General features: G+C 72.0%; 12 protein-coding genes and 1 tRNA gene. 3 read left to right on the plus strand and 10 right to left on the minus strand.

The window, feature by feature from the left end; genetic code table 11:
• Position 1 precedes the first annotated feature (1 nt).
• Complete coding sequence (locus tag IE250_RS04915; protein ID WP_189668095.1) at positions 2-379, minus strand: DUF2255 family protein; 378 nt, start codon at positions 377-379, stop codon at positions 2-4.
• A gap of 275 nt (positions 380-654) precedes the next feature.
• On the opposite strand from IE250_RS04915, the gene IE250_RS04920 reads away from it, so the two are divergent.
• Complete coding sequence (locus IE250_RS04920; RefSeq protein WP_189668096.1) at positions 655-1,041, plus strand: VOC family protein; 387 nt, start codon at positions 655-657, stop codon at positions 1,039-1,041.
• A 149-nt stretch (positions 1,042-1,190) separates the two neighbouring features.
• Here IE250_RS04920 and IE250_RS04925 read toward each other — a convergent pair whose 3' ends face one another.
• The 4 genes from IE250_RS04925 to IE250_RS04940 all read right to left on the minus strand — a co-directional run bounded on the left by IE250_RS04925 (position 1,191) and on the right by IE250_RS04940 (position 5,521).
• Complete coding sequence (locus IE250_RS04925; RefSeq protein WP_189668097.1) at positions 1,191-2,738, minus strand: HNH endonuclease; 1,548 nt, start codon at positions 2,736-2,738, stop codon at positions 1,191-1,193.
• Positions 2,739-2,922: 184 nt separating this feature from the next.
• Positions 2,923-4,116, minus strand: a complete 1,194-nt coding sequence (locus tag IE250_RS04930) for a sulfotransferase family protein (RefSeq protein WP_189668098.1) — start codon at positions 4,114-4,116, stop codon at positions 2,923-2,925.
• A 122-nt stretch (positions 4,117-4,238) separates the two neighbouring features.
• Positions 4,239-4,784: an RBBP9/YdeN family alpha/beta hydrolase gene (locus IE250_RS04935; RefSeq protein WP_229872184.1), complete on the minus strand. Its 546-nt coding sequence runs from the start codon at positions 4,782-4,784 to the stop codon at positions 4,239-4,241.
• Positions 4,785-4,789: 5 nt separating this feature from the next.
• Positions 4,790-5,521, minus strand: coding sequence for a glutamine amidotransferase-related protein (locus IE250_RS04940; RefSeq protein ID WP_189668100.1), 732 nt, complete (start codon positions 5,519-5,521; stop codon positions 4,790-4,792).
• A 105-nt stretch (positions 5,522-5,626) separates the two neighbouring features.
• On the opposite strand from IE250_RS04940, the gene IE250_RS04945 reads away from it, so the two are divergent.
• Positions 5,627-6,484, plus strand: a complete 858-nt coding sequence (locus IE250_RS04945) for a LysR family transcriptional regulator (protein WP_189668101.1) — start codon at positions 5,627-5,629, stop codon at positions 6,482-6,484.
• Positions 6,485-6,503: 19 nt separating this feature from the next.
• Here the strand turns inward: IE250_RS04945 and IE250_RS04950 are convergent, their stop codons facing one another.
• The 5 genes from IE250_RS04950 to IE250_RS04970 all read right to left on the minus strand — a co-directional run bounded on the left by IE250_RS04950 (position 6,504) and on the right by IE250_RS04970 (position 11,791).
• Positions 6,504-7,139: a GyrI-like domain-containing protein gene (locus tag IE250_RS04950; protein WP_189668102.1), complete on the minus strand. Its 636-nt coding sequence runs from the start codon at positions 7,137-7,139 to the stop codon at positions 6,504-6,506.
• 65 nt (positions 7,140-7,204) lie between these two features.
• Positions 7,205-8,545: a phosphoribosyltransferase family protein gene (locus IE250_RS04955; RefSeq protein ID WP_189668103.1), complete on the minus strand. Its 1,341-nt coding sequence runs from the start codon at positions 8,543-8,545 to the stop codon at positions 7,205-7,207.
• A 218-nt stretch (positions 8,546-8,763) separates the two neighbouring features.
• Complete coding sequence (locus tag IE250_RS04960; protein WP_189668104.1) at positions 8,764-10,860, minus strand: SigE family RNA polymerase sigma factor; 2,097 nt, start codon at positions 10,858-10,860, stop codon at positions 8,764-8,766.
• Between the two features lie 120 nt (positions 10,861-10,980).
• Positions 10,981-11,053, minus strand: a tRNA-Ala gene (locus IE250_RS04965).
• Positions 11,054-11,167: 114 nt separating this feature from the next.
• Positions 11,168-11,791: a superoxide dismutase gene (locus IE250_RS04970; protein WP_189668105.1), complete on the minus strand. Its 624-nt coding sequence runs from the start codon at positions 11,789-11,791 to the stop codon at positions 11,168-11,170.
• A gap of 242 nt (positions 11,792-12,033) precedes the next feature.
• Here IE250_RS04970 and IE250_RS04975 point away from each other — a divergent pair, with 242 nt between their 5' ends.
• Positions 12,034-15,462: a S8 family serine peptidase gene (locus tag IE250_RS04975; protein WP_189668106.1), complete on the plus strand. Its 3,429-nt coding sequence runs from the start codon at positions 12,034-12,036 to the stop codon at positions 15,460-15,462.
• Positions 15,463-15,473 lie beyond the last annotated feature (11 nt).

Here is a 15,473-nt window from a genome sequence, read left to right on the forward strand (position 1 = left end):
TTCAGTCTCGCGGCACCACTCGCAGCGTCGTCTCGTGCACCTCCGGCCCGGTGACCGCCCCGACGGGGCCGGGGCCGAACCGGTCGTACTTCGCGTGGTAGGTCGCGTCGATGTCGGCAGCCCGGTCGGGTTCCGCGGGCTCGAAGCGCACGTCCCGCTCGACCCCGGCCGAGCTGATCCGCCCGGCGCCTGCCGCCTTGGCATGCCGGAACCAGCTGTTCTCGGGGCCGTGCGCGGAGCGGATGTAGATCGCGTCGTCCACCCGGACCTGCCAGATGATGACGTACGGGCGCAGTGTTCCGTCGGAACGCTCCGAGGCGACCTTGAGCTCGCGCGCGGCTCCGACGCTGCTCAGCTCTTCCTCTGTCCAGCCAGTCATGATGTGTCTCCCGCCGCAGGGTGGGCGTCGCCGGCGTCGAGTCGGCTCAGCCAGGCCGTCCCGACGAGCGTAAGCGCCATACCCGACGCCAGCAGTGCGGCGGCGCCTCTTTTGGTGTGGTGTCTCCAGCAGGCTAGGGCTCGCAAGCCGGGAGTCCGGGCTGCAGGACGCCGCGGAGCTCACGGAACAGCCGGGCGCCGCCGTGGAGGAGCTCCGGGGCTGACCCTCCCCGAAAGTGCTGTGTGAAGCGTCGGCCGCGGTCTAGCGTTGCCGGCATGGCGACCCTAAAGGATGTGGTGTTCGACTGCCGCCACCCTGCCTCCGTAGCGCGGTTCTGGGCAACGGCCCTGGACGGCTACGACGTCGCGCCCTACGACGAGGAAGAGCTCGCGCGGCTGCGCGCGATCGGCGTCGACGACCCCGAGGACGACCCCTCCGTACTGGTGGAGGCGCTGGACGGTGGCCTCCCTCGACTGTTCTTCCACCGAGTGCCCGAGCCCAAGACGGTCAAGAACCGCGTGCATCTCGACCTGCGCGCTGCCGACCGGGAGGCCGAGGTGGCGCGGCTGATCGGGGCGGGCGCGAGCGAGGTCGGCCGGCACGAGGACTGGGTGGTCATGGCAGACCCCGAGGGCAACGAGTTCTGCGTGTTCCCTGCCTAGGACGGCCGCCCCGTTCCCACTACCAGCCCGGAGGCTCCGCACGGCACCCTCCTCTCCTGGCCGCCGCGCTTGCGGCGACATTCCTGTCGCTCCGGCGCGCCGCCTGAGGGGGCACGCCCGTGGCCGCCACGGCGGGTATGCCGTGGCGGTCAGGGCTTGCGGTCAGGCGGTAGCGCCCAAGCGAGATCCACACCCCTTCCTGCCCGACGGCGGCGTAGCCGGCGTCGAGGGCGGGAGATGGGTCCGGGCGCACTCGCACAGCTCAGGGAGCCGCGGTCACTCCGCGGATGTCGGCCTCGATGGACCGGGCTGCTCCTGACCGGGCGAGGCGGTTCGGGCGCGACCGACAGGTACCGGTGCCCGGTCGGGGTGACCGTCTCCACGGCGTGCCGGCCGCGCGCCTCCGGATCATCCGGGGGCAGCACAGACTGCGACCATCCGGGCGCTTGCTTGGCGTGATTGCAACGCACGCACAGCCCCTGCCCGTTACCGAGGCTGGTGGCCCCGCCGTCACCGTGCGGAACGACGTGGTCGGCATGCCGGATCGGGGCGTCGCAGTACGGGCTGGCGCAGACCCCGTGCTGCCTGGCGCGCAGCAGGCTCATGATGCCGTCCGGGAAGAACCGGCCGACCGAGGTGGTCGCCAGCAGCCGGCCCTGAGGGTCCGCGTAGATCGCCCGCAACCAGGCCGCGTCCGCGTCCACACCGGCCGCGACCAGTTCCCGTGCGACCTGCGCCGGCACCGCACCGACCCCGGCCGCCGAACCCTCCAGCAGCACACCCGGCGCCTGTCCACCCGCAAGCAGGGTCTCGTCAGAGACCAGCAGATTCACGGTCACGGGGACCTGGTCGGCCTTGTTCCGGCCGGTGACCCGCTCGATGAGGGTGTCGGCCATGATCTGCCCGCCGGACCGCTCGTCGCCTGTGCCCTTAACGGCATCCGCGTGGGCCTTGAGCTGGGCATAGGCCTGGATGCCCTGCTTCATCGGGACCAGCGCGGTCAGGTACACCATGAGGTCCGGCGCCGGACGAACACTGACGCACCGCTCGCTCTCAGCCTTCGCGAGACGCTTCACGCACGCATGCACATCCAGCCGAGCCGCCAGCTCGTTGACCCTTGCGGTCAGCCGCTTGCCGCCCAGCCCCGCCAGCGCCCGCAGGTCACCGCACACCAGCTCGTCGATCATCCTGCGGTGCTCCGCACTCAGGTGCGAGGTCTCCCGGACCATGATCCTGGCCCGCCACTCGCTCAACGCCCCGACGCGCAGCGCCTCGAACGTGCACGGCATCTGCTGGACCCACACCCGGGCGTCGCCCAGGAATGAGGCGGCGGCGTTCGGTGAGAGCCCCATCACCGCCCCGACCTGCGACGGCACACCACGCCCGCGACGCTCCTTACGGATCCCCTGCTTCTCCTCCGACGCCCTGGTCGCCTCGTCCAGTGCCACCGCAACCCGCGCCTGAACCGCAGCCACCGTGTGCTTTACCTTCTCCACCTCGCCAAGCAGGTCTACCCACGCCGTCAGCGTCTCCTTCGGCACCGCCGCTGTGTCGGTGGCCCCGGGCAGAGCCCCCTCGGCAAGCACCTCGCGCAGCTGCGCCACGACGCCGGCGTCCAGCACCGGCCGGCCGCCGTCGGGCAACACCGCTGAGGCGGCCGCCTCATCCTCAGCTGGTACACCCGCGATCCGCGTCATGCCATCATCGTATCGAACAACCATACGCATCGCGTGCCCGTATCCGAATCTGTGGACAACCGGAGACGCTCCGGCAAGGCCGGCGACGAGCTCGGCTTTGAGACGGCGGGATGACGAGACCGCCGTACCGCCGTCGACAGGCTCACCGCCGGCCTGCCCACGCCCATCTCCAAGCAGGCGCCGCTCAGGCCGCGCAGTACGTCGCCGCGTAGCCGCCGAACGCGGCCTCGACGGCAGCCGGCGTCAGCCCGTACCGGGACAGCTCGTACTTGTGCGAGCGCCCCGGACGGGGACGCGCCAAGACGGCGTCGAGGGTTCCCGCGTCACGGTCGGTCCAGGACGCGCCGATCCGTTCGTAGACCTCGGGCATGCGTGCATGCGGTTCCGCGGTCAGCCAGGCATAGGGCACGTCCACGAACGACGCCGCCGGAGCCTCGGCCCGGGCCACCTGCGCCTGCTCGACCGCCGAGGCAAGGAGCTCGAGCCACGTCCGTCCGATGGCGTACAGGTCGGGGCGCCGGACGTGCAGCGCCTGGGTGACCTCCACCATGGAGCACACCGACCCGATAGCCGTGGCCGGGTCGCGGTGGGTCCACACGATCGTCGCGCCGGGGAACACCGTCAGGAGCTCCGGGAGGTGCCCGAGGTGCATGGGCGACTTGAGGACCCACCGGCGGCGCTCGCGACCGTGCTGAAGCACCTGGATCGCCTGCTTGAGATAGCCGTAGTCCGGCAAGTAGTTCCGGTCACGCTGCCAGCGGTTGTAGTCGGGCATGTCCGCCCGGGCCAGGTGCGAGCTCCCGTGGGGCAGCAGGTAGTTGCACTCGTCCGGCTTCTCGGCGTCCAGCGGGTGGATCACCTGGAACGCCGGAGCGAGCCGCATGAAGGTGCGTGCCATCTTCCGGGCGTCCTCGACGTGGGCCCGCTGGGCACCCTCGCCACGGTCGATGTCGGTGAACAGAAGCTCCCACAGGGCCGGGCCTCGATGCCCTTCCGAACGGGCGATGATGTTGTGCGCCAACGTCGTCGCCGTTCGCGGCAGGCCGACGATGATCACCGGGTTCTCGATCGGCTCGTCCTCGATCTCGGGGATCTGGCGGATCAGCCGAGCTATCCGGAGCCGGTTCTCGAGGCGGGTGCCGACGTCGGAGACGACGCTCTGCCAGCCCATCGGGCTCAGCCCCGGGCACGAGGCGAAGGAATGCAACAGGAATCGGAGGTCGTCGACGAACTCCGGGACCTCCGCTGCATCGGACCTCGCCTTCCGCTCGGCCTTCGTGACGAGCGCGTCGAACGTGCGGTCGGGCGCCCGCATCCCGGCGGTCGCCGGTCGCAGCAGGACGTTCAGGGCGCTCGTAGCGAGCGAGGTGCGTCGCACAGCGGCTCCTCCGAGAAGGCATGGGTCATGGCGGTCGGTTTGAGTTGTTCACCCTAGTTCGGCACGACCCCTTGGTCGAGGAAGCACCGCGCTCGGGCGAGGACCCGACAGCCGCGACGGCGCTAACCGAGCCGATGAAGGATCCCCCGCCCTGCGGGCCAGGCACCGAGGCCGCTCGCGTCGTTCACGTGACCGGCCGGGCCGATCCCGACCACCTCGGCTCCCCACACCGCGGCCAGTTCCCGGGCCCAGTTCGCGGACGCATACGGGTCGTCGTCCGAGACGACGACGGTGACCGGGACCGGCAGCCGTCGTCGGACGGCCCGGAAGCCACCCGCCGTGGCCGCAGCCGGGAACGCCGGCCCCGAGGGGTCGGGGACTGCCACGAGCAGGGCGCCGACCACCTCGCCCGGCGCGTGCTCCGCAAGCCACGAGGCGGCGGCCAGGCAGCCGAGGCTGTGCGCCACGAGGACCGCCGGCCCCTCCCCGTCATACCCGGCGCCAGCATGCCCGGCGCCGCCCCGCACGGCGCGAGTCAGCGCGTCGGCCCAGTCCCGGGACTCGGGCTCGGCCCAGGACCCGGGCCGGAACCGTGTGGCCGGCAGGTCGCGCTCCCAGTGCGTCTGCCAGTGGTCGGCCCCGGAGCCGCCGTACCCCGGCACGGTCACGTACCTCAACGGCCGGCCATCACGTCAAGGCCCTCGGCGAGGCGCCGCCGCGCCCGTTCGCGGGCCGCCGTCACGAACGCGTCGACGACGGGGTGGGGCTGCGCGTCGGCGAGCTCGGGCTGGAAGGCGGTACCCAGCCAGAACGCGTCCCCAGGCAGCTCGACCACGCGAGGCTCGCCGTCGGGGCTCGTCCCGGACAGCACCAGCCCCGCCGCGACCAGGGGTGCGGCGTCGTCGGCCGTGAGCCCGAAGGAGCAGTGGAAGCGCTCGAAGCTCTGCTCGCCGAGCGCCGCGGCCGCCCGGCTGCCGGGCACGACGTCGACCTGCCCGCTGCGGCCCTTGAGGGAGCACGCGAGCTCGGTGATGAGCGCCGTCGACGCCGGAGCGTCGCCCCCGCCACCCGCGACCGGGCTCTCGGCGTGCCGCGCCGCGACCCCGACCACGTTGCGCGCGAACTCCAGGACCATGTGCTGGTACCCGCCGCACGTGCCGAGCAGCGGCGTCCCGCCCGACCGGGCGGCGCGGATTGTGTCCACGACCCGGTCCTCGTCGGCGTACGGGGAGCCGGGTACCACCCAGACGCCGTCGAACGCCGTCGCTTCGGCGGGCACGAGGTCCGCGGTCGGGAGCCAGTGCAGGTCGACGTCGTCGTACCCGGAGGCGATCTGCGGGATCCGTTCGTGGGCGCGGACCGCCGTCGAGCGGTCCCCGACCAGCGCTATGCGTGTGGGATTCATGCGCCCATGCTGAGGCGCGGCCCTGCATCACGTCCAACGATGAATGCCGATGCCTTGATCGGGATTGCTTATACCCAGGGTCCGCGCCGGGAGATACTGGCTCCCGTGGACACCCGCGCGCTGCTCAGCCTGGCCACCGTCGCCGAGACCGGCTCGTTCTCCCGCGCTGCCAGCGCCCTGGGCTTCACCCAGTCCGCGGTCTCCCAGCACGTCGCCGGCCTCGAGCGGACGGCGGGTACCCCGCTGCTCACCCGGCGTCCGACGGTCGCTCCGACCCCGGCCGGCCGGGAGTTCCTCCGGCACGCCCGGCAGATCTTGGCGCACGAGCAGGCCGCGCGAGCCGCGGTCGCCCGGGTGACCGGGCGCGACGAGGACACACCGGTGTCCATGGCCGTCACGCCGGGCACGGAGCACCTCGTCCCGGTGGCCGGCCTGCTCGCCGCCGTCGTCGTGGACGACGCCGCCGGGGCGGCCGCCGCGCTCAGCTCCGGGCGCGCCGACGTGGCCGTCGTCGACGGCATCGCCGCGCCGGGCGACCCGCTGCCCGGCTCCGGCCCCGACCTCGTTGTCAGGGTGGTGACAGAGGCGCCGATCGGGGTGCTCCTCCCGGCAAGCCACCCGCTGGCGGGACGGGACGCAATCGATCTGACGACCCTCACCGACGCGCGATGGCTCGACACGACCGGTACGAGCTGCTCGACGTCGGACCTCGCCTCCGCCGCCCGGCTCCGCCTGCGGCGCGGCACCACCTACACCGGGACCTCGACGGACGCCGTCACGTCACTGGTCCGCGCGGGCCACGGGCTGCACGCGGCACCGGCTACCGGCTACGCGCCGCCCGCGGGCCTCGCGATCGTGCCGCTCAGGGCTCCCCGGCTCGTGCACCGGACAGAGGTACGGGTCCACGCCCCGGCACGAGCGGCCGTGCTCGCACTGGCCGACGCCGTGGGCGCAGCCTCCTGAGGCAGGCGACCGGGTACGGCTATCCGCCCGAGGCGCCGGAGCCGCTGACCGGCTGGCGGAGGATCGTCCTCTGCTTCTCGGGTGCGACCCTGCGAAAGTCGCTGAGGTAGATCTCGTGGTGCTTGCCGACCATGCGGAGCCCGTTGTCCGGGATGAACTCCTCGTGCATCCGCTTGAGCAGGTCCGCCTCCGCGTCGAACGAGCCGACGTGCAGCGTCTGCACGCACCGCCCCTCGGACAGCGGCTCGAGTCGGACGTCGTCGAGGCGAGCCGGACGGCCCTTGGCCCGGACCCGCTCGACGGCCGCGTCGAACATGTCCCGGTCGATCCAGTCCGGCTGCATGAGCATCAGGGTCCAGTCCCATCGCGACTTGTCCCGCGCAGCCGTGAAGGAGTCCATGTCGTCGGCCCACCACTGGCCCTCCAGCGGCATCACGACGAAGTCGCGGTCGAGGCCTCGCTTGCTGGCGAACTTCAGCGTGTAGGCCAGCGGGTAGAGCGCTTCGACCGCTTCGGCGAACCTCGGCGAGGTGTTGGGGTCACCGTGACCGTCGATCATGAGGTACTGCAGGTCAGGGACGTCGACGATCCGGAGCCGGCCCAGCTTCGCCTGGTACGCGTCGAGGCTCTTCTTGAAATCAGTCTTGTCTGACATCGGACACCTGGACTCGGCCGGCGAGCCATGACCTCTCTGCCTCCGGGGGACTTACACGCTAACCGTCAGAGCGTGGTCGCCGCGGCGCGCGTGAGGTGCTGGACGAACCAGTCTCGCGCGAGTGCGGCGACCCGGCCCAGCGCTCCCGGCTCCTCGAACAGGTGGGTCGCGTCCGGCACGACGATGAGCTGACAGCCGCGGCCCACGGCTGCCTGGGCGCTCCGGTTGAGCGCCAGGACGGTCTCGTCGCGGCCGCCCACGATCAGCAGCGTCGGGGCGTCGACGTCGGCCAGGCGCGGCCCGGCCAGGTCCGGCCTGCCGCCGCGTGACACGACCGCCCGGACATCGACCCGCGGGTCGGCCGCCGCCCACAGCGCCGCACCGGCGCCGGTGCTGGCCCCGAAGTACCCGACAGGAAGGGAGCCTGCGTCCGCCCGGGCGCCCAGCCAGAGGGTGACCTCGACGAGCCTCTGGGCGAGCAGCTCGACGTCGAACACCTTCGTACGGTCGAGCTCTTCCTGTGGAGTGAGCAGGTCGAACAGGAGGCTCCCCAGCCCGGCCTGGTTGAGCTCCGCGGCGACGTACCGGTTGCGCGGGCTGTGCCTGCTGCTCCCGCTCCCGTGGGCGAACGCCACGACGCCGATCGGGTTCCCGGGGATCGTGAGGTGTCCCGAGAGCTGTACCGGGTCTGTGAGCACCTCGACGTCCTCGTCGCACAGCGGCGGGTCGTCGGCGGCCACGGCAGCTCGCTCCGGTGACTGCTGTGCGGTGCGGCGTGCGGCACGGTCGAGCAGGCCTGCGACCTCGCGATCCGTGGTCTGCCGGAAGTTGCTGTACCACTGGCCGACGGCCATGAACCGGGCCGGCGTCTCCAGGCACACCACGTCGTCGGCATCGCGCTGCAGCAAGCGGACCGCATCGGCCGCGCCCACAGGCACCGCCAGGATCACGCGGGCCGCGCCCTGCGCTCGTGCGACCTGGCACGCCGCACGGGCGGTGGACCCGGTCGCCAGCCCGTCGTCGACGATCAGCGCGGTCCGGCCCACGAGCGCTGTCCGGTCCTGACCGGCGCGGAACTTCTCGACGCGGCGCAGCAGCTCGGCCCGCTCGGCGCGCTCGACCTCGGCGAGCTCCTCGGTCGGCAGGCGCACCTGGCCCGTGATCCGCTCATCGAGCACCCGGACGTCGCCTTCGCCGATCGCCCCCAGGGCGAGCTCGGGCTGATACGGCACACCGAGCTTGCGTACGACGATCACATCGAGCGGGGCATCCAGTGCCCTCGCGACCTCGAAGGCGACCGGAACACCACCGCGCGGCAGCCCGAGGACCACTACGTTCTCGCCGCGCAAGGGCTGCAGGCGCTCGGCCAGCTGCCGGCCGGCGTCGGTACGGTCGTTGAAGATCATCGTGCGCCTCCCGTTCGCCAGGAAAGGCGGCCACGGGTGCACGAAACGGCCTGGGTCGTCTGGAGGCGGTGGTTCAGGCCGCAGCGCGCTCGTCGTGACCCGTCATTTCACTCTAGTGGACGGATCTGCTGAGCTCATGGCGAAGGGCCATCCCTTCCTCCTTGCGACGGGATTCCGGGATGGCCCTCTGACCAGCGACTACGGGCGCGCTGTCGGCATCACCACGACGTCCGTGCGTACACCACCGTCTGTCGCAGGTCGCCGTAGCTCCAGCGGTCCTGATTCTGGAGGCGTTCCAGCTCGGCGCTGGCGTGCTCGGTCCAGACGACACGGTTCGCAGCGCCGGCGACGTCCAGCCACGCGGTCCCGTCCTCGTCCGGCCCGGGCCCGAGCGTGGTCAGGGCGGGCACGGCGACTCCGTCCCGTGGTTCCAGCCGCAGGAAGTAGATGCTCTCGCCGTCGGCCCAGAGGATGCCGTCGTCGAACGCGCTGACCGGCCACGAGGCATCCTGACGGACGACTGTGGCGTCGCGCGAGTCCGTGTCGAGCGCCACGATCCACCCGCCCGACTCGAACAACAGCGTGTCTCCGTTCAGGTACGCGTAGTGGTTCCACGCCGTGCTCTGGTCGAGCCGCACGAGGTCGCGCAGGCCGGAGCCTGCCGAGAGCAGTCCGATCGTGCTGGGACCCTCAGCAGGATTGCGTGACACGACGACACCGTCGTCACTGTCGGAGATGGCGCAGACGTCCGTGACCACGTCGCGGACGATGTCGGTGTCGGGTGCGCCCAGGTCGACCAGGTCGATGCGCCCCGCGCACCGGTCCGGGTCGGCGAGATTCCCGTCCGTGAGGTGCAAGATCGCCAGGGTTCGCCCTCCCGCTGCGATCTTCCAGACATGCCGAGCGGGATCCGGCTGGTAGCTCGTGATGGTACGGACCTCGCCGTCCGGTCCTTGCGCCTTGACCACGACCGGCTCGCTCTCGGAGAACCCCTCGGTCCAGGCGACGTGCGTGTCGGTGAGGACCGGGCTGCTGACGGCGTAGCTGCGATGCTCGCTGTCGGAGTCGGGCGAGGCAGCTGAGAGCTGCCAGTGCTCCAGTGCGGACTCGCCGGCCGGCCCGGTGGCTGTGGGCCGCGCCAGTGCGGTGATCGGTTCGGAGCCGGGTCCGACGTCGGGTCGGGCCGCTGCGGCGATCAGCGTCCCGTCGCGACGGACCGTGAACGGAACGTTGGGGTCGGACCCGATCCCGGACCCGACCATGACTTCCGGAGGGCTGCCAAGGCTCACCCTGTGCTCGGGGATGTAGTCGACGCACTCGACCGCCGGGCGAGCGTCTCCGGCGTCGAGTGCCTGGACGATGGTGTAGTCCCCGGTCGGGGCGTCCGCGGGGACCGGGATGGTCCTGGTCGCGTCCGGCGTCGGGAGATCGTTCCCAGCGCATGGGGCGGCGAGGGCCGCCATCTCGGGGATGTCGAGGTCGCCCAGCCCGACGGCGTCGTCCTGCCTGGTCACCGCATCCTCGTCCCGGACCGGGCCGTCATCACGACTGGTGTCGACCGAGGGCAGGTGGAAGGTCTCCACCAGCCAGCGGTGTGCCGGACCTGTGGTCGTGTCCAGCACCGGTACACCGACCGGACCATGCACGATCAGGGCGATGAACGCGCTCACCGCGACTGCGGTGACGCTGAGCGCAGCGCTGCGGCGGACCTGACGTGCCGCCGCGGCCTTGCTGCGGGTCAACGTCTCGCGACCGTCGAAGACCGGGTCGTCCGTGGTCTCCGGGGCAGCGCCGGTCAGGAGCGAGCGAAGCCGCTCGAGACCCCGGGAGCTCGCGGCCTTGACGGTGCCGACCGATCGCCCGATCTCACGGGCAACCTGTGCCTCCGGCAGATCAAGGACGTGCCGCAGCACCACGACCCGTCGCTGCTGCGGCGAGAGACTCCCCAGCGCCCGGGCGAGCTCGTCCCGGAGCGCGATCTGTGCGGCGTGATCGTCCGCGTGAGCGACCGGAACGTTGTCGTCACCCGGGACATCCGTCAACCGCGTCCGACGCCACGCATCAGTCCTGAGATTGACCAGCACCTTCCGCGCGTACGCGCGAGGTGCCCCGGCGGCCCGAGCTGTGTCCCAGCGTCGGTAGACGCGCTCGAAGGTGCTCTGGACCAGGTCCTCGGCCAGGGCACGCTCGCCGACCAGCAAGAACGCCGTCCGAAACAGGTACGGACCGTCCGCCTCAACGAACGCGACGAACTCCTCGTCCCGCGACCGGCCGCCCACGCGGACCTCGACCCGTTTCCCCGAAAGTGTCTCCATGCTCCTACCCACGCGCCGAGACCGTCGAAGGTTGAGGCCGTATCCGGGATCCTATGGCGAGAGGCCATCCCTTCCTCCTTGTAACAGGATTCCGGAATGGCCTCTGACCAGGTGTTTCGGTGGAGCTGGGGGGACTCGAACCCCCGACCCCCTGCATGCCATGCAGGTGCGCTACCAGCTGCGCCACAGCCCCGTGGGTGTTCGCCCTGGTGAGGACGAGCGCCGCCAGCATAGACCGATTCGGCCGCTGGGACCAAAGCGGGCAACCACCGCCCGACGCCGCCCACCAGGGCGAACCCGCACCGGATCACGCCGTGATGAGGCTCCCCGTGGCAGCGCGCGCCCGGTCGAGCCGGCCGGCGACGTCGGACCAGCTCGCGAGGTTCCAGAACGCCTTGACGTAGTCGGCCTTGACGTTGAGGTAGTCCAGGTAGAACGCGTGCTCCCACATGTCGAGCATCAGCAGCGGGGTGATGCCCAGCGGCACGTTCGCCTGCTGGTCGAACAGCTGGAACACCAGCAGCCGCTCGCCGATGCTGTCCCAGCCGAGCACCGCCCACCCGGAGCCCTGGATCCCGGTCGCCACCGCGGCGAAGTGCGCCTTGAACGCCGCGAACGTGCCGAACTGGTCGACGATCGCCGCCGCGAGCTCGCCGTCCGGCTCACCGCCGCCGTCGGGCGAGAGGTTGTGCCAGAACACGGTGTGGTTGGTGTGGCCGCCCAGGTTGAACGCGAGGTTCTTCTCGTGCAGGTTCACGGCGGCGAGGTCGCCGTTCTCCCGGGCCTGGGCCAGCGCGTCGAGCGCGGCGTTGGCGCCGGCCACGTACGCGGCGTGGTGCTTGTCGTGGTGCAGCTCCATGATCCGCCCGCTGATGTGCGGCTCGAGCGCCGCGTAGTCGTAGGGCAGGTCCGGCAGGGTGTAGACGGGCATTTTCCTCGTCCTCTCGTCGAATGGCTCCGACGCTAGAACCCCAACCGCGGTTGAGGTCAACGGACCTCGGGAGTGCCAGACGGTGATCGTCACCACAGTTCCGGGGCGGCCGCCCCCACCCGCGCCCGCGCTTCCAAGTCCGGACTGATTCCGCAGGTCAAGCAACCCATCGCCGGGTCCCGCGCGTCTGGTTGACGTGGCGTCGCACAGGCGGCGCGCTCGACCCGGACGGGAGAAACCCGATGCGTAAGAGAGCAAGTGCAGCAGCGGTCGCGATGGCGATCGCACTGGGCGGGGGGACGTGGGCGACCGCGGCCGTCCCGCAGGACACACCGGCACCGCATCACGAGCAGGAGCCTTCGACTGCCGCGGCGCAGGGTCGTCCCGCGGCCGTCACACTGCTGACCGGCGACGAAGTCACGGTGCGGACCGCGCCCGACGGCTCGGTCACGGCGACAGTGCGGCCCGGCGCGGGTCGCGAACACATGGCCTTCTTCCAGCAGCGTGAGGGAGAGCATCTCTACGTCATCCCGCGCGACGTCGCGCAGCTCGTGCCCAGTCGCCTGGACCGCGCGCTCTTCGACGTGACAGGCCTCATCAAGGCCGGGTACGACGACGCCTCGCGCGACTCGCTGCCGGTCATTGTCCAGACGGCCGAGGCCACCGAGGCAGCCGCGGCGGCCGCGACCGACCCGGATACGGCCGGTTCCCCGGACGACAGCGCCCGAACCAAGGCACAGGGCAAGCCGAGCTGGGCGGCGTCGGGCATCACGCCCGACCGGAAGCTGGAATCGGTGGGCGCGGTGGCCGACGTCCTGCCGAAGGGACGGGCAGCGAAGCTGCTCGACGCCCTCGCACCGGCCGAGGCACCGGGCGGCGCCTCGACCAAGCGGACCGCACCCGGCAGCATCGGCCACGTCTGGCTGGACCAGCCCGTCCGGGCCTCCGACGCCGATTCGACACCGCAGATCGGCGCCCCCGAAGCATGGCAGGCCGGGTTCACGGGCGAGGGTGTCACCGTCGCCGTGCTCGACTCCGGCATCGACGCGACGCACCCCGACCTCGACGAGGCGGTGGTCGGCGAGCGCGACTTCACCGGCAAGGGCAACGTGGTCGACGGCGATGGCCACGGCACGCACGTCGCCTCGATCGTGGCCGGTTCGGGCGACGCGTCCGACGGCGTGAACCGCGGCGTGGCTCCCGACGCCGACCTGCTGGTCGGCAAGGTGCTCGACGACGACGGCTTCGGCGAGCTGTCGGGCGTCATCGAGGGCATGGAGTGGGCGGCCGCCGAGGGTGCCGACGTCGTGAACCTGTCGCTGGGCAGCCTGTTCTTCGACGTCCCGTCCCCGGACGCCGTCGCGGTGGACGAGCTGACCGAGCAGTACGGCACGCTGTTCGTCATCTCCGCGGGCAACTACGGGGAGCTCGGCCAGGGCAGCGTGGGCTCGCCCGGCATCGCGGCGAAGGCCCTCACGGTGGGCGCCGTCGACGACGCCGACGACGTCACGGTCTACTCCAGCCGCGGCGGCTCCGACGCGGGGCTGCTCAAGCCGGACGTCGTCGCCCCGGGTGACGGGATCGTCGCCGCACGGGCCGCGGGCACAACCGCGGGCGACGTCGTCGACGACCTGCACGTCGCGCTGAGCGGCACCTCCATGGCCGCCCCGCACGTGGCGGGCGCCGCGGCAGTGCTCAAGCAGGCCCGGCCGGACCTCGACACGACGGCGCTCAAGTCCGCGCTGATGGGCTCGGCCGAGCCGACGGGCGCGGACGTCTGGGCCGAGGGTGCGGGGCGGATCACCGTCCCTGGCGCCATCGCGCAGCAGGTCACGGCCACGCCGTCGGTCTCGTTCGGCACCTTCGCCTGGCCGCACGACGGCGAGTCGGCCACCCGCACCGTGACCTACACCAACGCGGGGTCCGACGACGTCACGCTCGCCCTGGCGGCCGGCGTCGCGGACTCGGCGGGCACCGACGTGGCTGCCGCGCTCAGCCTGTCGGCGGACTCCGTCGTCGTGCCGGCGGGCGGTGCCGCGACGGTCGACCTGACCGCGGCCGACGGCCCGGGCGCGATCGGCGCCATCGGCGGGACGCTCGTCGCGACCGGGACGGACGGCACCAAGGTGCGCACGCCGGTCGGCTGGGCCAAGGAGCGCGAGTACGTGAACCTCACGGTGCGCGCCGTCGACCGGGCGGGGGAGCCTGTCACCGCCGACACCTGGGGTGCCGCGATCAAGCTGGATCCCGAGAACGGCGGCATCTTCGGCACCAACCTCTTTTTCGAGGACGGCGTCGCCACGGCGCGCGTCATCCCGGGCGTATACAGCCCGGTGGCGTTTATCGAGACGCTGGGCGAGGACGGCGCAGTGACCGACGCGCTGTTCCTGTCGAGCGGTGAGGTCGACGCCACCGCCGACGCGGAGGTCCTCCTGGATGGCACGACGGCGCGGGAGGTCACCACCTCCACGCACCGTCCGGCCGAGCTGGCGAGCCTGGGTCTGTCCGTGGAGACCGAGGACTCTGCGGAGTTCGCCTCCGCGGGGGTCAACGTGATGTACGGGCCGGGGACGGACCTCGCCCTGACCCCGGTGCCTGCGGCGACGCACGGCGACTACGACACCATCATCCAGGCGACGCTGCTGGCGCCCACCTCGGGCGACGACAGGGGTGACGCAGCCGCGCCCTACCGCTACGACCTCGCCCACCACAGCGAGGGCCTGGAGGTCCCGGCGCTGCGGGGCGACCGCCGCACGACCGTCGCCGTCGACACCACCTACGGCGCGTCGGTCGGTGACACCCACCTCGCGCGGCGCCTGTACTGGGAGCCGGGCACCATCATCGCCGGCGGAGCCATCGAGCCGGTTCCCGTCGGAACGCGGCGCACCGAGTACCTGACGGCCCTGCCGGGCAGGTGGTACCTCGGGTCCGAGATCCAGGAGGACGGCGTGGGCGTGGTGCTCACCGAGGCCGAGCGACACGTCTGGAGCGAGCCGGGCCGCGCCCGGCAGGGGCTCGCAGCGGGTGCGCTGGCACCGGCCGTCTCGTCGATCACGCCGGTCACGCAGTGGGGCGGCGACCTCTCGCTCGCCCCGACGAGCCGCGCCGACGACGACGGCGGCGTGCTGTGGGGCTCGGACGTCGGGGAGCGGCTGCGCGTCTGGCAGGACGGCGAGCTGATCGAGGACGTTCCGGAGCCTTACTCCTTCCCCACCGTGCCCGAGGGCGGGGCCGACTACCGGATGCTGCTGGAGAGCACGCCCGGCGATCCCGCGTACCGGCTCGCCACCAACGTGACCGGCGAGTGGACGTTCCACGCGCGGTCCGACGTCGGCGACGACGCCGTGCCGCCGCTGCTCGACACCACGTGGGACGTGCGCGGGCTCGACCCCTCGGGCACCGCGCCCGCGACCACCCGGGTGCGGGTCGGCGTGAGCCACCAGGACGGCGCGTACGACACGTCGCTGGTGGAGGGCGCCCGCCTGTGGTGGTCGTCCGACGACGGCGGCACCTGGCACCGGGCCACGGTGACGAGGACCGATGACGGCGGCTACGTCGCGACGGTCAGGGCGCCGGCCGGCACCGAGCACGTCTCGCTCAAGGTCGAGGCGTGGGACGAGGCCGGTGGGTCGGTGACCAAGACGGTCGTCCGGGCGTACGCCGTCGGCTGATCGAGCCCGTC

The sequence above is a fragment of the Promicromonospora soli genome (genome assembly GCF_014653785.1).
In the GTDB taxonomy this organism is placed as follows: Bacteria; Actinomycetota; Actinomycetes; order Actinomycetales; family Cellulomonadaceae; genus Promicromonospora; species Promicromonospora soli.